This window comes from Sphaerisporangium album, assembly GCF_003323745.1.
GTDB classification, from domain to species: domain Bacteria; phylum Actinomycetota; class Actinomycetes; order Streptosporangiales; family Streptosporangiaceae; genus Sphaerisporangium; species Sphaerisporangium album.
Genome location: NZ_QOIL01000014.1, coordinates 46548 through 67329, shown reverse-complemented (window position 1 = coordinate 67329; position 20782 = coordinate 46548). Strand labels below are relative to the sequence as shown.

At 71.8% G+C, this 20782-nt stretch carries 20 protein-coding genes and 2 pseudogenes; 9 read left to right on the top strand and 13 right to left on the bottom strand.

Features of this window, described 5'->3' with window-relative positions; all coding sequences use genetic code 11:
• Positions 1-58 precede the first annotated feature (58 nt).
• Positions 59-130: pseudogene (locus DQ384_RS44245) on the bottom strand (mycothiol transferase); the annotation flags it as partial.
• A gap of 242 nt (positions 131-372) precedes the next feature.
• Here DQ384_RS44245 and DQ384_RS43985 point away from each other — a divergent pair.
• Complete coding sequence (locus tag DQ384_RS43985) at positions 373-1815, top strand: BTAD domain-containing putative transcriptional regulator (RefSeq protein ID WP_342769448.1); 1443 nt, start codon at positions 373-375, stop codon at positions 1813-1815.
• 60 nt (positions 1816-1875) lie between these two features.
• Here the strand turns inward: DQ384_RS43985 and DQ384_RS24040 are convergent, their stop codons facing one another.
• From DQ384_RS24040 to DQ384_RS44240, 3 genes and pseudogenes are all read right to left on the bottom strand, one after another.
• Positions 1876-2772 carry a nucleotidyl transferase AbiEii/AbiGii toxin family protein gene (locus DQ384_RS24040; protein ID WP_114031124.1) on the bottom strand — a complete coding sequence of 299 codons (897 nt, stop codon included), beginning with the start codon at positions 2770-2772 and terminating at the stop codon, positions 1876-1878.
• Positions 2772-3212: a type IV toxin-antitoxin system AbiEi family antitoxin domain-containing protein gene (locus tag DQ384_RS24035; protein WP_220183110.1), complete on the bottom strand. Its 441-nt coding sequence runs from the start codon at positions 3210-3212 to the stop codon at positions 2772-2774. Before DQ384_RS24035 ends, DQ384_RS24040 begins: the two co-directional genes overlap by 1 nt.
• Positions 3213-3236: 24 nt before the next feature.
• Positions 3237-3386, bottom strand: a pseudogene (locus DQ384_RS44240) (type IV toxin-antitoxin system AbiEi family antitoxin domain-containing protein); the annotation flags it as partial.
• Between DQ384_RS44240 and DQ384_RS44235 the strand changes: the two are divergent.
• Both DQ384_RS44235 and DQ384_RS24025 read left to right on the top strand, forming a co-directional pair.
• Positions 3315-3620 carry a TetR family transcriptional regulator gene (locus DQ384_RS44235; protein ID WP_425451516.1) on the top strand — a complete coding sequence of 102 codons (306 nt, stop codon included), beginning with the start codon at positions 3315-3317 and terminating at the stop codon, positions 3618-3620. The pseudogene DQ384_RS44240 and the gene DQ384_RS44235 overlap by 72 nt on opposite strands.
• 10 nt (positions 3621-3630) lie before the next feature.
• Positions 3631-5421, top strand: a complete 1791-nt coding sequence (locus DQ384_RS24025; protein WP_114031295.1) for an NAD+ synthase — start codon at positions 3631-3633, stop codon at positions 5419-5421.
• A gap of 323 nt (positions 5422-5744) precedes the next feature.
• Here DQ384_RS24025 and DQ384_RS24020 read toward each other — a convergent pair whose 3' ends face one another.
• Both DQ384_RS24020 and DQ384_RS24015 read right to left on the bottom strand, forming a co-directional pair.
• Positions 5745-6350 (bottom strand): TetR/AcrR family transcriptional regulator, encoded by a 606-nt coding sequence (locus DQ384_RS24020; RefSeq protein ID WP_114031121.1) that lies wholly within the window; start codon positions 6348-6350, stop codon positions 5745-5747.
• A 7-nt stretch (positions 6351-6357) separates the two neighbouring features.
• Entirely contained in the window at positions 6358-7917 is a 1560-nt protein-coding gene (locus DQ384_RS24015) for a DHA2 family efflux MFS transporter permease subunit (protein ID WP_245966729.1), read from the bottom strand.
• Between the two features lie 317 nt (positions 7918-8234).
• On the opposite strand from DQ384_RS24015, the gene panB reads away from it, so the two are divergent.
• Positions 8235-9086, top strand: coding sequence for a 3-methyl-2-oxobutanoate hydroxymethyltransferase (gene panB, locus DQ384_RS24010; protein WP_114031293.1), 852 nt, complete (start codon positions 8235-8237; stop codon positions 9084-9086).
• A 126-nt stretch (positions 9087-9212) separates the two neighbouring features.
• On the opposite strand, the gene DQ384_RS24005 is transcribed toward panB, so the two are convergent.
• The 3 genes from DQ384_RS24005 to npdG form a co-directional block, all read right to left on the bottom strand.
• Entirely contained in the window at positions 9213-10133 is a 921-nt protein-coding gene (locus tag DQ384_RS24005) for a threonine/serine dehydratase (protein WP_220183108.1), read from the bottom strand.
• A 9-nt stretch (positions 10134-10142) separates the two neighbouring features.
• Entirely contained in the window at positions 10143-11318 is a 1176-nt protein-coding gene (locus tag DQ384_RS24000) for a trans-sulfuration enzyme family protein (protein WP_114031120.1), read from the bottom strand.
• A gap of 179 nt (positions 11319-11497) precedes the next feature.
• The gene (npdG, locus tag DQ384_RS23995) at positions 11498-12169 is read right to left on the bottom strand and encodes an NADPH-dependent F420 reductase (protein ID WP_114031291.1); all 672 of its coding nucleotides are present in this window, start codon (positions 12167-12169) and stop codon (positions 11498-11500) included.
• Positions 12170-12268: 99 nt separating this feature from the next.
• Between npdG and DQ384_RS23990 the strand changes: the two genes are divergently transcribed.
• Positions 12269-12853, top strand: a complete 585-nt coding sequence (locus tag DQ384_RS23990) for a hypothetical protein (RefSeq protein ID WP_181871374.1) — start codon at positions 12269-12271, stop codon at positions 12851-12853.
• Positions 12854-13355: 502 nt separating this feature from the next.
• Positions 13356-13646, top strand: a complete 291-nt coding sequence (locus DQ384_RS23985) for a CBU_0592 family membrane protein (protein ID WP_245966728.1) — start codon at positions 13356-13358, stop codon at positions 13644-13646.
• 38 nt (positions 13647-13684) lie between these two features.
• Here DQ384_RS23985 and DQ384_RS23980 read toward each other — a convergent pair whose 3' ends face one another.
• A complete protein-coding gene (locus DQ384_RS23980; protein WP_114031118.1) occupies positions 13685-13867 on the bottom strand; it encodes a hypothetical protein in 183 nt (60 codons plus the stop codon).
• A 101-nt stretch (positions 13868-13968) separates the two neighbouring features.
• Between DQ384_RS23980 and map the strand changes: the two genes are divergently transcribed.
• Positions 13969-14817: a type I methionyl aminopeptidase gene (map, locus tag DQ384_RS23975; protein ID WP_114031117.1), complete on the top strand. Its 849-nt coding sequence runs from the start codon at positions 13969-13971 to the stop codon at positions 14815-14817.
• 39 nt (positions 14818-14856) lie between these two features.
• Here map and DQ384_RS23970 read toward each other — a convergent pair whose 3' ends face one another.
• Positions 14857-16734 carry an alpha/beta fold hydrolase gene (locus DQ384_RS23970; RefSeq protein ID WP_147268880.1) on the bottom strand — a complete coding sequence of 626 codons (1878 nt, stop codon included), beginning with the start codon at positions 16732-16734 and terminating at the stop codon, positions 14857-14859.
• 269 nt (positions 16735-17003) lie between these two features.
• Here DQ384_RS23970 and DQ384_RS23965 point away from each other — a divergent pair, with 269 nt between their 5' ends.
• On the top strand, positions 17004-17642 hold the full coding sequence (locus DQ384_RS23965) for a DedA family protein (protein ID WP_114031115.1): 639 nt from the start codon (positions 17004-17006) through the stop codon (positions 17640-17642).
• Positions 17643-17838: 196 nt separating this feature from the next.
• Here DQ384_RS23965 and DQ384_RS23960 read toward each other — a convergent pair whose 3' ends face one another.
• Positions 17839-18372 carry a hypothetical protein gene (locus DQ384_RS23960; protein WP_114031114.1) on the bottom strand — a complete coding sequence of 178 codons (534 nt, stop codon included), beginning with the start codon at positions 18370-18372 and terminating at the stop codon, positions 17839-17841.
• 279 nt (positions 18373-18651) lie between these two features.
• Positions 18652-19653 (bottom strand): helix-turn-helix transcriptional regulator, encoded by a 1002-nt coding sequence (locus DQ384_RS42315; RefSeq protein WP_220183107.1) that lies wholly within the window; start codon positions 19651-19653, stop codon positions 18652-18654.
• 471 nt (positions 19654-20124) lie between these two features.
• Here DQ384_RS42315 and DQ384_RS23950 point away from each other — a divergent pair, with 471 nt between their 5' ends.
• Positions 20125-20631 (top strand): GNAT family N-acetyltransferase, encoded by a 507-nt coding sequence (locus DQ384_RS23950; RefSeq protein ID WP_114031113.1) that lies wholly within the window; start codon positions 20125-20127, stop codon positions 20629-20631.
• Positions 20632-20782: the final 151 nt, after the last annotated feature.

Genomic DNA, 20782 nt, shown 5'->3' with positions numbered 1-20782 from the left:
CCGCCCGCGCCACCGGGCGCCCGCCGAGTGCGCGGCTCAGTCTTCGCTGAGGGCTCACTCATTGCCCGGTGGCGCCGTCGGCGCGCTCCCGCAGCAGATCGACATGCCCGTTGTGCCGCGCGTACTCCTTGGGTCATGGCGGACCGTGGTGGCCGAGCCAACGGAATGCGACGGTTCACGCGCCGACGACGACGGCGCGGCCCTGTTTCGTCCGGCTTTCATGTCGGCCGTGTACGGATTTCGTATTGAAATTCAGGCCCGGAATGCGAATTCCGCGCCGAAGCTTACGGCTGGGCCTCAGCCTGTCGTGTCCGCGTACGCGCGGACCGGTTTGGCCCTACGCTGTGCGCTGCGATGTTGAAATTCCATGCTTTGGGTCCCTTTCAGGTACTTGATCACGATTCCGCGCTGGACCTCGGCGGGCTGCGCCAGCAGGCCGTCCTCGCGCGGCTGCTCGTGGCCCGCGGCAGGGCCGTCCCGATGACCGTGCTCATCGACGAGCTGTGGCCGGGCGATCCCCCCGCCCAGGCGCTCTCGACGATCCAGGGCTACGTCTCCCGGCTGCGCCGCGCGCTGGAGCCCGGCCGCGCCCCGCGCGAGGAGGCGGAGATCCTGGTCTCCGCCCCGCCCGGGTACGCGCTGCGCACCGGCTCCGACGCCGTCGACACCTGGCTGTTCGAAAGCCTCGTCCGCGCCGGCGAGACCGGGGACGCCGCCGCGGTGTGGGACCGCATGGAACGGGCGCTCGGGCTGTGGCGCGGGCCGGCGCTGGCCGAGTTCGCCGACCTCCCGTGGGCCGCCGCCGAGGCGATGCGGCTCGACGAGCTGCGGCTGATGGCGGTGGAGCAGCGCGCCGAGGCGGCGCTGCGGCTCGGCAGGGCGACGGCGACCATCCCGGACCTGGAGTCCCACGCCTCGGCCCACCCCCTGCGTGAGGAGGCGTGGCGGCTGCTCGCCCTGGCCCTGTACCGGACGGGACGGCAGGGCGACGCCCTCGGGGCGCTGCGCCGGGCGCGCACGCTGCTGCGCGAGGAACTGGGTCTCGACCTCGGCCCGACCCTCCAGCGGCTGGAACGCGACATCCTCGCCCAGTCGTCGCACCTGGACAGCCCCGCCCCGGACGCCGCGCCCGCCGGGATGACCGCGCGGGAGGAGTCGGCCCTGCGGGTGGTCGTCGCCGACGACCAGGCACTCGTCCGCGCGGGCCTTCGGGTGATCATGGAGAACGAGCCGGGCCTGGAGCTGGTCGGCGAGGCGCAGGACGGCGAGCAGGCCATCGCGCTGATCCGCCGAACCCGCCCCGACCTGGTGCTGATGGACATCTCGATGCCGCGCCTGGACGGCCTCGCCGCCGCGCGCCGGATCCTGGCCGACGCCGCCCCGCCGAAGGTCGTCATGATGACCACCTTCGGGACCGACGACAACCTGTACGCGGCCCTGCGCGCGGGGGTCAGCGGCTTCGTCCTGAAGACCTCCCCGCCCGAGCAGCTCCTGGCCGCGATCCGCGCCGCGGCGGACGGCGACGCGCTGATCGACCCCGCCATGACGACCCGGCTCATCGCCGCCTTCGCCGGGCACGGCGACCCCGACGTCCCCCCCGCCCTGAAGGGCCTGACCGACGCCGACCTGGACCTCATCAAACTCGTGGCCCGCGGCCAGACCAACCAGGAGATCGCCGCGACCCTGTCCACCCCCGAGGACTCCATCGCCACGGCGATCACCACCCTCCTGACCCGCCTGGCCCTGCTCGACCGCGCCCAACTGGTCGTCCTCGCCTACGAGTCCGGCCTGATCAGCCCGGGCACGGCACCATGAGCACGCCCGGGAACGGGCGCCCCCGGCGATCCTGTCGGTTCGGCACGCCCGCACGGATGCTCATGACCACGTCCTTGGCTCGGGGTACCAACTCAGCCCGGCGACCTCGCCGACGAGGACAGGGTCGGCGAAGGCGATGACCAGTTCCACAACGTCGGAGAACCGGTCGGGGTAACCGGTCCCCGCCGTTCCCTGCCGTCGCCGCCAGGCCGCGTAGGAGGTCTGGCGGCGTTCCCCGAGATCGGTGATCGAGGCGGTGAGCGGGCGCAGGGTGATGCCGCGGTGTCCGGCGGTCGCGGCCAACGCCGCGGTGAGCTCACCACCGTCGAGCACGTGGAGCGTCGTGAGGCGGTAAAGGTCGGCGTAGTCGCGCTCTCTGGTGTTGAGATCGCCGAGAGCGACGGCGGTGGACAGCTTCTCCGCGATGACCGTGGCCAGGGGATAGCCGAAGATCTGGAAGGTGTCCGCGGAAAGCTGCTGCGGATAGTCGATGACCTGCGGCCCGGGAGTCACGGGGTCCCCGAAGCTGATGTCGAGTTGGAGCTTCAGACGCGCGCGGGCGATCGATGCGGCCATGGTCAGGCGCAGCCCGTTGTACGGTTCGTCCACCCGGATGGGGACCGCCTTGAGAGTCGCGGGGTCGAACTCGACGCCGTCATCGACATAGGTGTCGGCGATGCTCGCCACCCTCCGGACGATTTCCGCTTCTTCGCCGGGGAATCCACGTCCCAGCATGTGGATGTCACGGGTGAGCCGGCGCGCACCGAAACGAGCGAGCTGAAGGCCGCCCTTGAGGACGAAGTGCTCGCCCGATGGGGACAGGCCCATGCGATAGAGGAAGCGCTCGAGCACGTATTCGACCATGATCTCGTCGGTGGACCGGCCGGTGCGGCGAGCCAGGTTCCGCAGGTCGTTGTAGATGAGACCGGCGGGCGTGTCGCGTGTCGGGTTCGGCATCAGGCGAGCATCGCCTCGACGGCGGGCCGGACGGCGGACAGCGCGCCCAGTTCGCGCGCCGTGCTCTGAAGCTCGTGGACGCCGGCGGGGCCTTCGCGGCGGAGGTAGCGTCCGAGTGCGGCCAGCGCGAGTGTCTCGCCGATGCGCCGACGCCGGCGCATCGCGTCGACGACGCTGCGTGCCGCGTTGTATATGGGCACCCATTCCCCCGGCGCGGCTTCGAACCGCTCGATGCCCAGGGAGAAGTTCGCGGTCGCGACCTGGGTGACCGTGGTCGGCGGGTAGGAGATGGATGGGCGGTGTGTGCCCCGCGGAATCGCGATGTGGACGCTCACGGGAATATCATCGATCAACTCTTGGATCGCGAGTGCGGACTCACCGCAGACGACGGCACGGGGCGCCCGCAGACTGACGGCGAGCACGTCCAGATACGCGGTCACCGGGGCGTCCGCGCGACGATAGACACCCCGGGAGATCTCGTCGACCTCTCCGGCCGATGTGAGGATTGCCAGGTCTCGCGGTGAGACGGCCGCCCTTCTAGCCTGTGCTGTCGTGAACGTCGCGGGAAGCACGGCCAGGCGCGCTTCGAGCCGAGAGCCCACTCCGGGAGTCATGTATCGAATGCTACCCGACCAGCCCTCCTAGGGGGTGGATTCGATACAGATCCGGCTCTAGCCGCTGCTCACCGAGGCGCGGGCGGCGTTCGCCGAGCAGGGGGCCTGCGCTCGGCTGGGGAGATCGCGAGCCGGGCGGGTGTGGGCATCGGCACGCTGTACCGGCACTTCCCATGGGCGGCGTGCGCCCTCAGAGCTGAACCTCCGCGAGGGGCGGGCGGGCGGCACACGTAAGGTGGAGATCGTGCCTCAACTGCGTATCGCCCTCGCCCAGACCAACCCGGTGGTGGGCGACCTTTCCGCCAACGCCGACGCGCTGATCGGGTGGACGCGTCGGGCCGCCGACCGCGGCGCGCACCTGGTGGTCTTCACCGAGATGTTCCTGACCGGATATCCCGTCGAAGACCTGGTGCTCCGCACGTCGTTCGTGGACGCCTCGATCGCGACGCTGGACGCCGTGGCCGCACGGCTGGCCGAGGAGGGGCTCGGCGAGGTGCCCGTCGTCGTCGGGTACGTCGACCGCTCGGGCATGGCGCCCCGCGCCGGGCAGCCGAAGGGCGCGCCGCTGGACGCGGCCGCGCTGCTGCACCGCGGCCGCGTCGTCACCCGCACGGCCAAGCACCACCTGCCGAACTACGGCGTCTTCGACGAGTACCGCTACTTCGTGCGCGGCGACCGGTTGCCGATCTTCCGCCTGCACGGCGTGGACGTGGCGATCGCCGTCTGCGAGGACCTGTGGCAGGACGGCGGCCCGGTGTCGGCCGTCGCCCAGGCGGGCGCGGGCCTGCTGGTCGTGCCGAACGCCTCGCCGTACGAGCGCGAGAAGGACGACGTCCGGCTGGAGCTGTGCGCCGACCGCGCCCGCGAGGCCGGGTGCGCGCTCGCCTACGCGAACCAGGTCGGCGGCCAGGACGAGCTGATCTTCGACGGCGACTCGATCGTGGTCGGCGCCGGCGGCGAGCTCATCGCCCGCGCGGGCCAGTTCCGCGAGGAACTGCTGGTCACCGACCTGGAGCTGCCCGCCGCCGACCCCGCCGCGCGTCCCGGGTCCTTCCCGGTGGACGCCAGGGACGGCACGACGATCACCGTCGAGCGGCTGGAGATCTCCGCCGATCCCCTTCCCGTCTACACCCCCGAGCCGCCCGTCGTGGCCCCGCGCCTGGACGACCTGGAAGAGGTGTACTCGGCGCTCGTGCTCGGCGTGCGCGACTACTTCGCCAAGAACGGCTTCCGATCGGTGATCCTCGGCCTGTCCGGCGGCATCGACTCGGCGCTGACCGCGACCATCGCGGCCGACGCCGTGGGCCCCGACCGCGTGCACGTCGTGCTCATGCCGTCCCGCCACTCCTCCGACCACTCGGTGGGCGACGCCCGTGACCTGGTCGAGCGGCAGGGCTCGCACGCGCGGCTGGTGCCCATCGAGGGCATCGTGGACGCCTTCGAGAAGGAGATCGACCTGCACGGCCTGGCCGCCGAGAACCTTCAGGCGCGGGTGCGCGGCATGCTGCTGATGAGCCTGTCCAACGAGCACGGCCACCTGGTGCTGACCACGGGCAACAAGAGCGAGCTGGCCACCGGCTACTCCACGCTGTACGGCGACTCGGCGGGCGGGTTCGCGCCGATCAAGGACGTGCTGAAGACGATGGTGTGGGAGCTGTCGCGGTGGCGCAACGCCCAGACCGGCCGCGAGGGCGACCTGCTGCACCCCTTCGCCGTCCCGCCCATCCCCGAGAGCTCCATCACCAAGGAGCCGAGCGCCGAGCTGCGCCCGGGCCAGCGCGACACCGACTCGCTCCCGCCGTACGACGTCCTCGACCGGCTGCTGGCCGACTACGTCGAGCACGACATGGGCAAGAAGGAGCTGGTCGCGGCCGGGCACGACCCTGAGCTGGTCGCCCGGGTGATCCGGCTGGTGGACCTCGCCGAGTACAAGCGGCGCCAGTACCCGCCGGGCCCCAAGATCACCCCGAAGAACTTCGGACGCGACCGCAGGCTGCCGATCACCAACCGCTGGCGCGAGACCCCCGCCACCTGACCTGTCCGCGCCACGCATCCCAAGCCGCCCCGAACCGCCGAGCGGAGCGAGGCCATAGGCACGTTCGGGGCGCGGCGGTGTTCTGGAGCCGTCACGCGCAAGGGTGAGGGACGATCCCTTGCGTGTGACGGCGGAAGAACGCCGACTCTAAGGCGCCCCGAACCAGCCGAGCAAAGGGAGGCCATAGGCACGTTCGGGGCGCGGCGGTGTTCTGGAGTCCTCGCAGGCAAGGGTGAGGGACGATCCCTTGCCTGCGAGGGCGGAAGAACGCCGACTCTAAGGCGCCCCGAACCAGCCGAGCGAAGCGAGGCCATAGGCACAGCTCAGGCGTGCAGGCCCGCCAGTACCTGGGCGGTGATGCGCTCGGCCAGGTCGGCGGGGAGTTCCTCTTTGGGGTCACGCCACTTGGTGAAGAACAGCATCGCCCCGCTGAGCGCGGCCATCGCCATCTCGACGTCGATGCCGGCGCGGAACTCCCCCGTGTCGACGCCCCGCTGGATGATCGCCCGCAGCGCCTCGCGCCGGGGCTTGATCGCGATCTCGCGGAAGCGCTCGGCCAGGTGCGGGTAGCGGTCGGACTCGCTCAGCGCGATGGTCGTGATGCAGCGCAGGCGCCGGTCGTGGGTCTCCTGCTGCATCGCACCGAGGTGGCGGACGATGTCCTCGCGCGCGGACCTGCCGAGCGGCTCGGGCACGGGGGGCTTGAGGGTGGCCAGCGCGTCGACGACCAGGTCCTCCTTGTTGGACCAGCGCCGGTAGATGGTGGTCTTGCCCACGCCCGCCCGCGTGGCGATGGCCTCGATGGAGAGCTCCGCCACGCTCGTGCCCTCCGCCAGCATGTCGATCGTCGCGTCGACGATCGCGCGCTCCGCCTTCTCGCTGCGAGGGCGGCCCGGCGCTCGGGCGACCCCCATCTGCTCAGTCACCATGATCTGTTCACACTACTGCCGGTTCGGCGCTTTCCGGTGCCGCCACCGGCGGCACGACCGTTTCCTTCCCTGGCAGCCACTTCGCCACCACGGCCGCGCCGACGAGCGCGATCACGGCGGCGCAGACGGCCGTCACGTGCATGCCGTCCACGAAGGCCTGCTTGGCGGGGGCGACGAGCGCGGCGCCCTTGGCGCCGAGGGACTCGGCGACGCCCATGGTGGCCGTGATGGACTCGCCCGCCGCGTGCCGGAGGCCCTCCGGGAGGATCGTCAGCGTGCCGGCCACGTTGTCGCGGTAGGTCGCGGACAGGACCGAGCCGAGCAGCGCGACCCCGAGCGCACCGCCGACCTGGCGGACGGTGTTGGTCATGGCCGAGCCGACGCCCGCCTTCTCGCGGGGCACCGAGGACATCACGGCCTCGGTGGCCGGCGGGCCGATGTTGGCGAGCGCCGCCCCTTGCACGAAGCCGAGGATCTCGAACACCCAGATCGGGGTGTCCACCTGGAGGATCGTGTAGCTCGCGAGGGACGCCGCGACCAGCAGCATGCTCGCGGTGGCGAGCACCTTGCCGCCGAAGCGGCGGACCATCTGGGCGCTGAGCGGCGAGAAGATGAGCTGGGCCGCCGCGAACGGCAGCACGAGCGCGCCCGCCACGAGCGGCGAGTACCCCTTGACGATCTGCAGGTAGAACGCCATGAAGAACATCACGCCCATCATGGCGAAGAACGCCAGGCCGACGCTGGCGACGGCGGTGGAGAACCTCGGGATGGCGAAGTAGCGCACGTCGAAGGCCGGGTGGGCCGTCCTGCGCTCGTGCAGGACGAAGCCCGCGAGCACGGCCACGCCGACGAGAGTGGACGCCCAGACCTGCGGGTCGGTGACCGTGCCCAGCTCGCCGATCTTGATGATGCCGTAGACGATGCCGACCAGGCCGACGATGGACAGCAGCACGCCGAACGGGTCGAGCTGGGCCTTGTCGGGGTTGCGCGACTCGGGCACCAGCAACGCGATCAGCACCGAGCTGATGATGACGACGGGCACGTTAACCAGGAAGACCGAGCCCCACCAGAAGTGCTCCAGCAGGATGCCGCCGGTGATCGGGCCGATGGCGACCGCGAGGCCCACCCCGCCGGACCAGATGCCGATGGCCTTGCCGCGCTCCTGCGGCGCGAAGACGTTGGAGATGATCGCCAGGGTGGCGGGCATGACGGCCGCGCCGCCGAGGCCCATGGCGGCCCGCGCGGCGATCAGTTGCGCGGGGTCCTGCGCGTAGGCGCTGGCCAGGGACGCCAGGCCGAACAGCACCATGCCGATCTGCAGCATGCGCTTGCGCCCGAACCGGTCGCCGAGCACCCCGAAGGTGAACAGCAGGCCGGCGAAGACGAGCGTGTAGGAGTTGATGGCCCATTCGAGCTGGCTCTGCGTCGCCCCGAGCCCCGCCTCGGGGTCGGAGATGACCTTCAGAGCCACGTTGAGAATCGTGTTGTCGAGAACGACGGCGAGCAGGCTGAACACCATCACGCCGAGGACCTGCCAGCGGCGTGGGTGACCTGTCGGGTTGTCCACGAACCCCCCAAGTACAGTTAAGAGCGAAATATCGATACGGGTGCGTTTCGCAGCGCTACCGTAGCGCGCGGGGATTCGATACGCAACAGTCGCGTTTCGTTATGTTCGCCCGCCGGCGCGGGTCCGGCGGGAAGGAAGGCGCCGGCGTCGGCGCACCTCACCGGGACCGCCGGGCGGTCTCCTCGGTAAAGCCCGGGTCAGGGCGCGTGAAGGGATGAGTAGAGGGCATCCCGGGTGTTGTCATAACGGTCAGCCGTGCGATGATCTGACCGTCCGGGGACGCCACAGGGGCGCCTCGAGACCTGGAGGTACCCATGATGTCCTCTACGTCGAGAAACTCCAGCTCGCCGACCGCGCTCTACGGCGGCCAAGCTGGGCGAAGGGTGACCGTCCGCGACCTCGCCGCCGCCAAGGACCGCGGCGAGAAGTGGCCGATGGTCACCGCCTACGACGCGATGACCGCCAAGGTGTTCGACGAGGCCGGCATTCCGGTCATGCTCGTCGGCGACTCCGCCGCGATGGTCGTGTACGGCTACGACTCCACGCTGCCGGTCTCCGTCGACGACCTCATCCCGCTCACCGCCGCCGTCGTCCGCGGGTCCTCCCGCGCGCTGGTGGTGGCCGACCTGCCGTTCGGCTCCTACCAGGCGTCCCCGCAGGACGCGCTGGCCTCTGCCGCGCGGTTCATGAAGGAGGCGGGCGCCCACGCGGTCAAGCTGGAGGGCGGGCGCCGCGTACTGCCGCAGATCGACCTGCTGGTCTCGGCCGGCATCCCCGTCATGGGCCACCTCGGGCTGACCCCGCAGTCGGTGAACGCGTTCGGCGGCTACCGCGTCCAGGGCCGGGGCCAGTCGGGCGACGAGCTGATGGCCGACGCCAAGGCGCTGGAGCACGCGGGCGCGTTCGCCGTCGTGCTCGAATGCGTGCCCGCCGACCTCGCCGCGCGGGTCACGGCCGCGCTGTCCATCCCGACGATCGGCATCGGCGCCGGACCGTCCACCGACGCCCAGGTCCTGGTCTGGCAGGACCTCATGGGCCTCACCCCGCACCCCGCGAAGTTCGTGAAGAAGTACTTCGACCTGGCCGGCGAGATGGACCACGCGGTCCGCGCCTTCGCCGACGAGGTCGTCTCCGGCGTGTTCCCCGCCCCGGAGCACAGCTACAGCTGAGCTGCGTTCATGGCCGCGCCTCCGGCACGGCGGTTCGGGGCGCCCTGGAGTCGGCGCCCCGAACGTGGCCATTGCCTGGGTTCGCTCTGCCGGGTTCAAGGGACTCGGGAGGCGGCCTGGACTTGGTCAGGTGAGGGTGGACGGGTCGGTGTTGGCGCCGCAGACGACGACGGCGACCCGCTCGCCCGGGTCGGGGGTGTACGCGCCCGAGCGGAGGGCGGCCAGAGCGGTCGCGCCCGCGTGCTCGGTGGCGAGGCGGTAGTCGCGCCACAGTTCGCGGCGCGCCTCGGTGATCGCCTCGTCGGTGACCAGCAGCGCCCGTACGCCCGCCGCCCGCGCCGTCTCGTACGCGATGCGCCCGGCCCTGCTCGCGCCCAGGGCGTCGGCGCCGACCCCGCTGACCTCGACCGCCACCGGACCGCCGTGGGCCATCGCGTCGTGCAGCGTCGGAATGCGCTCGGGCTCCACGGCGACGACCCGGGCCTCGCCCGCCACCGCCGCCGCCACGCCCGCGATCAGCCCGCCGCCGCCCACCGCGACGAGGATGGTGTCCACACCGCCCAGCGTCCGGGCCTGGCCGATGAGCTCCAGCCCGAGCGTGCCCTGGCCCGCCACGACCTCCGGCTGGTCGTAGGCGTGGATCTCCAGGGCTCCGGTCTCGGCGGCCCGCTTGGCCGAGGCCTCGTAGGCGTCGGCGAAGATCGCGCCGGTCTGGGTGACGTGCGCGCCGAGCGCCCGGAGCCCGGCGACCTTGATCGGCGCGCACACCTCGGGGACGAAGATCTCCGCACGGACGCCGAGCACGCGCGCCGCGTACGCCACCGCGACCCCGTGGTTGCCCCCGCTCGCCGCGATCACCCCGGCGTCCGGCGTGGGGCCGGCGCCGAGGATGCGGTTGAACGCGCCGCGGACCTTGAACGAGCCCGCGTGCTGGAGGCTCTCCAGCTTCAGCACGAGCCCCGGCTCTCCCTCGATCACCGGCGTGCGCCGGACGCGCCCGGCGATGCGCGCGTCCGCCTCTTCGACGTCCCGCCGCGTGATGATCACTGGTGTCTCCTAGCGGTCAAGGGCCTGGGTGAAGTCGGACCAGAGGTCCTCGGCGTGCTCGATGCCGACCGCCACGCGCACGGTGCCCTCGCCGATCCCTGAGGCGGCCAGTTCCCCGGGGGTCTGCGAGCGGTGAGAGGTGGTGGCCGGGTGCAGGATCAGCGTCTCGACCCCGCCCAGCGAAGGCGCGAGCAGCGCCAGCCGTACCGAGCTCATGAACCGCTCCCCCGCCGCGCGCCCGCCGGTCAGATCGAAGGAGAAGACGGCCCCGAAGCCGGGCAGGAGCTTGACGGCGAGCTGGTGGGAGGGGTGTCCGGGCAGCCCAGGCCAGTGGACGGCCTCGACGGCGGGGTGCTCGGCCAGGCGGGTGGCGAGGACGCGGGTGTTCTCGCAGTGGCGCGCCATGCGCAGGGGCAGGGTCTGCATGCCGCGCACGGTCAGCCAGGCGGCGAAGGGGTCCAGCGTGGCGCCGAGCTCGGTGGAGAACGACCACACCTTGCGGTGCAGCGCCTCGTCGGCGAAGACGGCGATCCCGCCGAGGACGTCGCTGTGCCCGCTGAGGTACTTGGTCACCGAGTGGACGACGACGTCGGCCCCGTGCTCCAGCGGGCGGCACAGCACCGGCGAGGCGAAGGTGTTGTCCACCACGGAGATCAGGCCCGCCTCGCGCGCGGCGGCGCACATGCCGGGCAGGTCGGCGACCTGGGTCATGGGGTTGGCGATCGTCTCCAGGTACAGCAGCCGCGTCTCGGGGCGTACGGCGTCGCGCACCGCCGCGGGGTCGTCCTCCGGGACGTAGCTGACCGCGATCCCGAACCGGCGGGCCAGGTCCGCGATGACCGTGGCCGTCCCGCCGTACAGCGGCTTCTGGGCGATCAGGTGGTCGCCCGGCGAGAGCAGCCCGAACAGCACGCAGTTGATCGCGCCCATGCCCGACCCCGCGGCGACGGCGGCCACGCCGCCCTCCAGACCGGCGACCGCGTCCTCCAGCGCGCGGACGGTCGGGTTGGACAGCCGCCCGTAGACGAAGGCGCCGTCGGGGCGGGACATTCCGTCGGCGAAGACCGCGGGGTCCTCGAAGGCGAATCCGGAGGTCTGGTAGATGGGGGTCGCGATGGGGACGCTGCCGTTCAGCGGCGGCTGCGGCACATGGACGGCACGGGTATCCGGGTGCAGATCGCTCATGCCGTCAAGAATGACGGTAAAACACCCAATTTGTCAGATTCACCTCGCCAGGCCGCGCTTCCGGACGGGCACACGGCCGCAGTCGCGGACCCCCGCTCGGACGGGCGCACGGCCGCGCTCATGGACGCACCGCGAACCGACGCGCGGCAGCGCTCCCCGCCCCCGTCTCGGACGGCGGCTCACACATCGGTGACGCGGATCCCGGCGTGGGCCTTGTAGCGGCGGTTGATCGAGATCAGGTTCGCGGTGAACGCCTCGATCTGGTGGGCGTTGCGCAGCCGCCCGCCGTAGACGCCGCGCACGCCCGGGATGCGGGCCGCCAGCGCCTGCACGGTGTCGGTGGCCTCGCGGTCGTCGCCGAGCACGAGCACGTCCAGGTCGATCTCGGCGACCTCGGGGTCGAGCAGCAGCACGGCGGAGACGTGGTGGAACGCCGCCACGACCCGGCTGTCGGGCAGGACGACCGCCGCCTGCTGGGCCGCGCTGCCCTCCTCGACGTCCAGCGCGAACGCGCCCTGCTTGTCGAAGCCCAGGGGGTTCACGCAGTCGACGACGATCTTGCCCGCCAGCTCCGAGCGCAGCGACTCCAGCAGGGCGCGGTGCCCGTCCCACGGCACCGCGACGATCACGACGTCGGCCTCGGCGGCCACCGCGGCGTTCTCGTCGCCGCGCACGGGCAGCCCCTCGCCGAGGCTCGCGGCCGCCTCCCGCGCCCGCGAGGCGCTGCGCGACCCGATCAGGACCTGGTGGCCCGCCACCGCGAACCGGTGCGCGAGGCCCTTGCCCTGGTCCCCCGTGCCGCCGAGGATGCCGATCGACAGCCCGCCGACGTCCCGAAGCTCATCGCTCATGATGCTGATCGTCCCCTCGATCGCGGTCGCAGTTCTCCCGATCATGTCAGGTGTTTCTTATCGGGACGGCGCCGGGGGCCGTGATGCACCATGGAGGCCATGGACGCTGCGTCGGTGACCTTCCTGCGCGAGGTGCTCGCCACGACCGGCTGGGTGGAGCGCACCTGCGAGTTCGCGCTCCCGCTACGCGCCACCCGCACGCCGGGCGGGCTGCTCGTCGTCGGCACCCCTGAGGACGAGCCGTGGCACCTGGCGGCGCACCTCGACGACGAGGCGCGGGTCAGCGGGCTCGCCCAGCTCGCCCCCACGCTCGTGCGCTGGTCGCCGCCCCCGGGGGCCCCTCCCCACCTCGCCGTGGGCATCGACCGCATCCAGGCGGCGCGGCGCGGCGAGACGCTGTTCGTGGTCGCCGAGCGCAAGGCGCCCGTTCCCCTGCTCGAACGCGTGGACGACGCCCGGCGCACGGGCGCGACGATCCTCGCCCTCGACGGCGGGGACCCCGATCTGGAAGGGCTGGCCCACGACGCGCTCGCCGTGCCGGAACGCGACGGGCTGTTCACGTTCGACGCGGCCCAGCACCTGGTCAGCATGGCGGCGGGCGAGGCGCCCCGGCAGCGCGGCCGCCTCCTGGACCGGCTGGCCCGCCTGGCCGAGCGCGTCACCGGTCCCCGCGTCCCCGACTGATCGGATCCGTCCCCCGGACCGGCCGACGGCGAGCGTCTCGAAGCGGCCTGACCGTCGGCGGACCCGGTCCCGTCCGAAATCAGAGGCAAATCCTTTCATCGGGTTGCCATGGCGTTCCGCTCGCGTCAGATACCTGACCGCCCGCGTCGCATCCCTGCCCCCGCGTCCCGGGGGCGCCGCGCCCGGCCGGGCGTAGCCTTGGGGAAACGAGCCGGTCACGGCGTCGCGGCACCACCGGTGAGGCCGCCGCCCGTGCCCGGACGGCCTTCCGTCCCGCCGACCCGCGAGGAAGCCCCGCGTCCCGCCTCCGCAGGCCACCGTACGTCCCGTCACCGCTCACGTCCCGCGCCGTCGCGACGGCCGCCCGTCCGATCGCTCCGCGCGGACACGCTTTCCGCATTGATTGGGGTGAGTTCGTTGTACTGCAGGGTCCCGAGCCACGGCCGTGGCGGCGCCCATCGCGCGCCGCGGGCGGCCGCCCGTCCCACCGGGGACTGAGACGGTGTCCTCCCTGGCCATCCTCATCGACGTCGCCGGCATCCTCGGCGCCGCGTCGCTCCTGTACGCCTACGCCATGCTGTCCATGTCGAAGATGTCCGGCGCCGGCCTGACCTACCAGGTCATCAACCTCTGGGGCGCCGCCGCCCTGATGGTCAACTCCGCCTACCACTTCGCCTGGCCGTCGGCCGTGCTGAACCTGATCTGGTGCGGGGTCGGCGTCCTGGCCCTCACCCGCATCATCGCGGCCAGGCCCTGGAAGCGGCGGCAGACGTCAGGCGGCCGTCCTGGCTGAGGTCACCGGGCGAGCGGAAATGCCGGAAAGGCGGCGTGTCAGTTGTCGTCCCAGTCCTTGTCGCCCTCGTGCCAGGCCCGGTTGCGGGCGGCGGCCGTCTCCAGCGCGCCGGCCGCCTCGTCGCGGGTGGCGTACGGCCCCAGCCGGTGCTTGTCCGGGCAGCCCTTGTCCGGCTCGACCTGCATGTGCCTGAGACAGAACCACCACTGCTCACCGCTCATGTGCCCTCCTCACCCGCGGGTTCGGGTCGGGTCCCGGACGCCCGCGGCGCTCGCCGTCCAGTCAGATCCTGCCCTATCGTCACCGAACTAGACTTGCCCCCATGACGACATTGCTCCGGCCCGGACGGCTCTCGCCCACCCTCAAGGTCCCCGCCCACATCGAGCGCCCGGAGTATGTCGGCCGTAAGGAGCCCCGCAGGGGCGAAACCGACGTCCAGACGCCCGAGACGATCGAGCGCATGCGCGTCGCCGGGCGCATCGCCGCCCAGGCCCTGGAGGAGGTCGGCCGGCACGTCGCCCCCGGCGTGACCACCGACGAGCTCGACCGCATCGGCCACGAGTTCCTCTGCGACCACGACGCCTACCCCTCCACGCTCGGCTACCGCGGCTATCCGAAGTCGCTGTGCACCTCGATCAACGAGGTCATCTGCCACGGCATCCCGGACGACACCGTGCTGCGTGACGGCGACATCGTCAACGTCGACATCACCGCCTACATCGGCGGCGTGCACGGCGACACCGACGCCACCTTCCTCGTCGGCGAGGTGGACGAGGAGTCGCGGCTGCTGGTCGAGCGCACCCGCGAGGCGATGATGCGCGCGATCAAGGCCGTGGCCCCCGGCCGCCAGCTCAACATCGTCGGCCGGGTCATCTCGGCCTACGCCAAGCGGTTCGGCTACGGCGTCGTGCGCGACTTCACCGGCCACGGCATCTCGACCTCGTTCCACTCCGGCCTGATCGTGCCCCACTACGACGACCCGTCCCTGTCGGTGACGCTGGTGCCGGGCATGACGTTCACGATCGAGCCCATGCTCACGCTCGGCACCATCGAGTACGACGTGTGGCCCGACGGCTGGACGGCCGTCACCAAGGACCGCAGGCGCACCGCCCAGTTCGAGCACACGATCGTCGTGACCGACTCCGGCAGCGAGATCCTCACCCTCCCCTGACCCGCGCGCGCCGCCCCGCAGGTCGCAGGGACACGCCGGTCAGAGGAACACGAACCACCAGACCACGAGCACGACCCCGACGAGGGCGGTCAGCGCGTCGCACCACCGGAACGGGCCGCGCACCACCACGGCCAGGGCGAGCACGGCGGAGACGGCGGCCAGCGTGCCGTACAGCAGGACCGAGGTCGGCACGCCCACCGCCAGCACCGTCTCGTCGTGGGCGGCCACGCCGTACACCCCGGTCGCCGCCATGATCGTGAACGCGACCCCCGCGAGACCGGCCACCGTCGTCAGGGCCAGCTGTGAGGAGATCCGCCTCCCCCGGCCGCGCCTCAGGCCCAGGAGCCCGGCCACGAGCTGCGCGGCCGAGGCCACGAAGAAGAGCACGAAAGGGATCAGCGGCAACCACGTGCCCGTGCTCAGGCGGTAGACGACCGGGGTGACGTAGAGCTCCCCCGGCCGCCACACCTTGTACTCCGCCTGGCGCGGGTCGCACGGCGCCTGGGCGGCGGGGTTCTCGACGAACGCCGAGATCGTCTGCCTGCCGCACCGGCTGGACAGGAAGACGGCGTGCCCGACCCCGGCGAACTCGGTGAACCGGGCGGCGGGCAGCGCCGCGGCGGCGGTCCTGGCGTCGGCGGGTGGCGTGGCCGGGTCGTACTCCCCGCCCACGACGAGCACGGGGGCGGTCATGCCGGAGACGGACGGCCTGGCCGGTGAGGCGGGCAGCCGCCAGGCGTCGCACACGGCCTGGTCCCCCGTCACCGTGAACAGGCGCGGGCCCTGGCCGGCGGCGAAGGTGTTGGCCGGCGCCTCGTCCTGGCACATCACCGCGTAGTAGAGCCCGAACTCGTGCGACAGCAGGGCCCCTCCCGCCTGGTCGGCGAGCGGCTGCAAGGGGCGGTGGTCGCCGCCCGCCACCGCGTCGACCAGCGCGGGCACGACGGGCAGGACGTCCACCTCGTGCATGGCCTCGGTGAGGACGGTCGCCACGTCGTCCCCGTTCAGCACGACCGTCAGCGGGCGGCCGGTGAGCGGATCGGAGGTCTCCAGCCGCGCCGGCGTCCGGTCCAGTGCGCGGACCATCTCCGCGAAGCGGCCGGGCAGCCCGGGCCAGGAGCGGCCGAGCCGCGCGAGCGTGCCCGCCAGCTTGGCCGTGGCGCGGTCGTACCAGTGCGTGCCCTCGGGCCAGAAGGAGTCCAGGACCACCGAGCGCGTGCCCTGCGGGTCCGCGGCCGCGGCCATCAGCATGGTCCTGGTCGAGTAGCTCACGCCGAACAGGTTCCAGCGGGCGTAGCCGAGAGCGCGGCGCAGGTCCACGACGTCGGCGGCGATCTCGGCGGAGACGTACCCCCGCAGGTCGACGCCCTGCCGCGTGAGCCGGTCCTTGCAGGCGGCGGCGCCCCCGGCCATCCCCGCGCGCTCGGCCGGGTCGCCGGTGCGGCCGGGCGTGGTGAGCGTGGTGAGAAGGGCGCGGGCGATCTCGGGGCAGTCCAGGCGTGGCAGCGACCACCGGCCGCCGCGCTGCTCGATCACGACGACGTCCCGGTCGGCGCCGAAGGACATCTGCGTGAGGTAGCCGGTGAGCTGGAGCGACGCCGAGCCGGGGCCGCCACTGCTGTAGACGACGGGGTCGGGCCGGCGTCCGGGGGAGGTCGAGCGGTGGACGGCGTAGCCGACGCGGATCTCCTGGCCGCCGGACACGTCCCTGCGCTCCGGCACCACCAGGTAGCCGCACCGGGTGCCGGCCGGCACCGCCACCGGGCACGGGTGCTCCTCCAGCCGTACCCCGGCCCGCGCCGAGGACGCCGCCGGCGACGGCACCCCCAGGAGCAGGGCGAGGAGGAAGACGAGCGCCGTCGCCGCTGTGACGCCGCGCCGCCGGACCGCCGGGCGGCCTCTCGGCGGTCCGGGCATCCGGGTCACCCGCCCACTCCGCAGGAATCCAGGGGAAAGGCCATGGTCAACTCCGTCGGGCAGGGGGTACGCGCGAGCCGATCAGGAGACTAGCCCGTCCGCCCGCGACGATGGCAGGCGCTCCCCTGCCCACCGCCGGACGCGCGTAACGACGCCGCACGGGCGACGGTGTGGGGTTTTCCGCAGGTGGGCTTCTGTGGTGCGCCCCCCGCGAAACGAACGGTCGCCCTCATCCCCGGATATGTCTCATCTTGAATAGCCTCACGGGCATGGATACGACGACCGTGGACGGGGTCGCCGGATGGGCGATCGGACTCATGGAACAGCTCGGCGCGCCCGGGGCGGGGCTCGCCATCGCGCTGGAGAACCTGTTCCCCCCGCTGCCGAGCGAGGTGATCCTCCCGCTGGCGGGGTTCACCGCCAGCCGGGGGGACATGAGCCTGCTGGACGCGCTGGTGTGGACCACGCTGGGCTCGGTGGTCGGGGCGCTCGCGCTGTACGCCGTCGGGGCCCTGCTGGGCCGCGACCGGGTGGTCGCCGTGGCATCGCGCCTGCCGCTGGTCAAGGTGTCGGACATCGAGAAGACCGAGGCGTGGTTCGGACGGCACGGGCGCAAGACGGTGTTCTTCGGGCGCATGGTCCCGCTCTTCCGCAGCCTCATCTCGATCCCCGCCGGGGTGGAGCGCATGCCACTCGTCCCCTTCACCCTGCTGACCACCTTGGGGAGCCTGATCTGGAACACCATCTTCATCATGGCCGGGCACCTGCTCGGCGATAACTGGTCGCTGGTGGAGACCTACGCCGGGATCCTCTCGAAGGCCGTCATCGGCCTGGTCGTCCTGGCCGTGGCGGTGTTCGTGGCCGTACGCGTCAGGGATCGGCGCAAAGGCGAACATGCGGTCCACTGACCCGGGCGGCACCCCCAGGGCGGCGGGTGGAGGACATCGCCCAGCAGTGTCCCGGGATCAGGAGCGGTCAGCCTGACGTTGGCGCGGGACACGAAGACCTCCGGTTCGGTGAAGGCGGCACCTTCACCACATCCGGAGGTCTTCTCACTGATCGAGCATCCGCTGCGGCGTGCATCGACCCGCCGGCCAAGGACGCCTAGGCACGCCCGGCCCGCAGGGCACGGGCGCGTCTCCCCACGCGCTCGCCGTCCACGGGCCGGTCCTGCCGCCGGGCCGCCAGGTCGAGCGCGCGGAAGACTCGCTCGCGCCGGCGGAGCAGCTTGGCCGGGTTCCTGGCCAGGGTCCCCCTCAGGTACAGCGCGCTCGTCGCGGGCGCGCCGAGAGTGCCGATCTCCGGCAGCCGGATCACCGCGACGCTCTCCGCGTAGGCGAGCACCTGGGCGCCCGCCGGCTCCCCCACCCGGCTGATCTCGAAGCTCATCACGCCCGCCCGGCAGGCGAACGCGAGTTTCATCCCCTTTCCTGTGCAGAGCACGGGCACGGCCACCCCCAGCAGCCGTTCCCGTGACGTGAGACCCGCCTCCATCGTGATCCGCATCGCTCGTTCGGGGGTCAGCGGGAAGACTCCGGCGACGCTCTCGCGCGCCGCGAGCCCCTGGCGGTTCAGCCGGGAGACGATGACTCCGAAGAAGAGCGTGATCAGGAGGATGGCGATGGTCAACCCCTCCATGCCGGCTCCTTGCCTGCGCCGGGCCGCCCGGTTCGCCGCACACCGCGTGACCGGGTGCGGAGAAAACCGTCAGGCTCGGACAAATCCTCCCTTTAGACATATGGACCATATCCCCACCGATCATCGTCGGCGTCCTCATCCGCGGCGTGTTTTCCCCGGGTCGCCCTTAGTACTTAGTACTGCCGATGCCCACGGCGTGAACGACCGTGAACGCCGAGTGACGGGAATCCCGCGCGCGGGACGCCTGTGGCGCGCCGGAGCGGGGGGCGTCCAGAACCCTTATCGGTGAAGCTCGTCGACGAAATGACCGAGCTTCGCCGCGATGCCCGACCGCTGTTCGACGCCGAGTTTCCGCAATATCCGCGAGACATGGCCTTTGATCGTCGATTCGGTGACGAAGACCCGGGCGGCGATCTCCTTGTTCGTCATGCCGCCCCTGGCGATCAGGAACGCGATCTCGCGCTCCTTGGAGGACAGCGAGTTGAGGAGGTTCTCCGCGTGCAGCGAGGGCCGGGCGATGATGTCCATCGTCTCGGTCTGCCCCTGCTCGCACTGCCGCCGGAGCCGCCTGACCTGGCCGAGCAGCGGGGAGCCGGACATCGACACGGCCTCCTCCAGCTCGCAGATGCCGGTGTGCAGGGCGGCGAGGATGGCGGAGACGTCCTGCACCACCTCCATGAGGGTCGGCGGATCGGTCTCCGAGCCGGACCCGGGGGCGGCGAGCTCCTCCCGGACGCGGGCGTCCTCGCGCTCCCGCGCCAGCACGGTCGCCACCGACCTCGCCGTCCACTCGAACGCGCGCACGTGCTCGGCGGTGTAGACCTCGGGCTTGTACGACTGCACCGAGGCGAGCCCGATGATCGTCTGCCCGGCGTCGCGCCGCTCGAAGATGGGAACGGTGATGGCGTCCTCCGACACCCGCCTCTCGTCGCCGAACGCGATGCCGTGGTGCAGCAGCCTGCCGTTGTCGCCGGCGAAGGTGTACGCGCGCCGGTGCCGCAGGATCCACGCGGCCTGCCCGTTCGGGCCGTAGCCGGAGACCTCCGGCGGGACGTACCGCTTGATCGGCAGGGAGTCGTCGAATGTGTACGGGTAGACGATCTTCCGGTCCTCGCGGTAGAAGCCGACGTAGAAGGCGTCCACGGCACAGATCGTGGTCATGGCGAAGCGCCAGTAGTCGAACAGGGCGTAGTGGTCGCCCATGCGCGCGCGGAGTCCGCGGTCCGCCTGGCTCAGGGCCGCGGCGACCTCCGGCGAGAACCCGGAACGCGAACGAGGCACGGACACTCGTCCTCCCATGACTGACCTCGGCGACGGCAAAGCCCCGGTACCCGGCGAAGATCCGGCGCCGGGAAGAGCCTTCCTGACTGGCACGCGCCATGTCACCATTTCGCTGAATTTGGTTGCCACAAGATATCTTTGATGTCCGGCACGGCCGCACGAGACGCACGCCTCCGCCCCACCGCGAAGCCACGACCTCGGCGTATGCGGTTCCGGCATCATTTAGAACGCGACACTTCGCTCCGGGCTCGAAACGCTACGCTCCGCATGCGCTGACTCGGAATTCATGGGGTCAGTCAAGGATGCCGGGTGTTTATGACTTCGGCATCCGAAGGACACCGCGCGCCGCCGCACGCGGGGGTGGCCGGGAGGTGAACGCCCCCGCACGGGCCGCGTCCCCGCCCCCGGGCGGACGGCGTGCCCGGGGGCGGGCGGCTGTTCAGGCGCCGCCGCGCCCGCCACAATGATCCGATGAGCATTCGCATGGCCGCCCTGGACGAGCTTCCCCTCCTGCAGGACATCGAACGCGCCGCCGGGCGGCTCTTCCGCGAGATCGGCATGCCGTCGGTGGCCGACGACGAGCCGCCGTCCCTGGACGTGCTCGCCGGATACCAGCGGGCCGGGCGGGCGTGGGTGACGGCCGACGACACCGGCCGTCCGGTGGCCTACCTCATCGCGGAGACGGTCGACGGCAACCTGCACCTGGAGCAGGTCTCGGTGCACCCGGCCGCGGCGCGCCACGGCCTCGGGCGGGCGCTCATCGACCACGCCGCCGCCCACGCCAAGGACGAGGGCCTGCCCGCGCTCACGCTGATCACCTTCGCCCGCGTCCCGTGGAACGCCCCCTACTACGAGCGCTGCGGTTTCTGGTCCCTGGACGACGCCGAGCTGACCCCGGGCCTGCGGGCGCTTCGCCGCCGTGAGGCCGCGCTGGGGCTCGACCGGTGGCCGCGGGTGTGCATGCGCCGGGACCTTTGAGTCGTCCGCCCTTTTCAGCCGACAATAACCCGGATTTTGGCGATTTCAGGATTTTCGCTGATTCAGCGCTCCTCCCCCGGCCGGATAAGCCACGCGCGTATCCGGCCGCGATCTTCTTCACACGAGGCCGTTTCTCCCGGTCGCTCCGGCG

Coding starts and splice junctions, on each gene's coding strand:
- DQ384_RS24040 (WP_114031124.1), bottom strand. CDS start 2,772: ATGCCGAACCCGACACGCGACACGCCCGCCGGTCTCATCTACAACGAC.
- DQ384_RS24020 (WP_114031121.1), bottom strand. CDS start 6,350: ATGGTGACTGAGCAGATGGGGGTCGCCCGAGCGCCGGGCCGCCCTCGC.
- panB (WP_114031293.1), top strand. CDS start 8,235: ATGTCCTCTACGTCGAGAAACTCCAGCTCGCCGACCGCGCTCTACGGC.
- DQ384_RS24000 (WP_114031120.1), bottom strand. CDS start 11,318: ATGAGCGATCTGCACCCGGATACCCGTGCCGTCCATGTGCCGCAGCCG.
- npdG (WP_114031291.1), bottom strand. CDS start 12,169: ATGAGCGATGAGCTTCGGGACGTCGGCGGGCTGTCGATCGGCATCCTC.
- DQ384_RS23990 (WP_181871374.1), top strand. CDS start 12,269: ATGGACGCTGCGTCGGTGACCTTCCTGCGCGAGGTGCTCGCCACGACC.
- DQ384_RS23980 (WP_114031118.1), bottom strand. CDS start 13,867: ATGAGCGGTGAGCAGTGGTGGTTCTGTCTCAGGCACATGCAGGTCGAG.
- map (WP_114031117.1), top strand. CDS start 13,969: ATGACGACATTGCTCCGGCCCGGACGGCTCTCGCCCACCCTCAAGGTC.
- DQ384_RS23970 (WP_147268880.1), bottom strand. CDS start 16,734: ATGCCCGGACCGCCGAGAGGCCGCCCGGCGGTCCGGCGGCGCGGCGTC.
- DQ384_RS23965 (WP_114031115.1), top strand. CDS start 17,004: ATGGATACGACGACCGTGGACGGGGTCGCCGGATGGGCGATCGGACTC.
- DQ384_RS23960 (WP_114031114.1), bottom strand. CDS start 18,372: ATGGAGGGGTTGACCATCGCCATCCTCCTGATCACGCTCTTCTTCGGA.
- DQ384_RS23950 (WP_114031113.1), top strand. CDS start 20,125: ATGAGCATTCGCATGGCCGCCCTGGACGAGCTTCCCCTCCTGCAGGAC.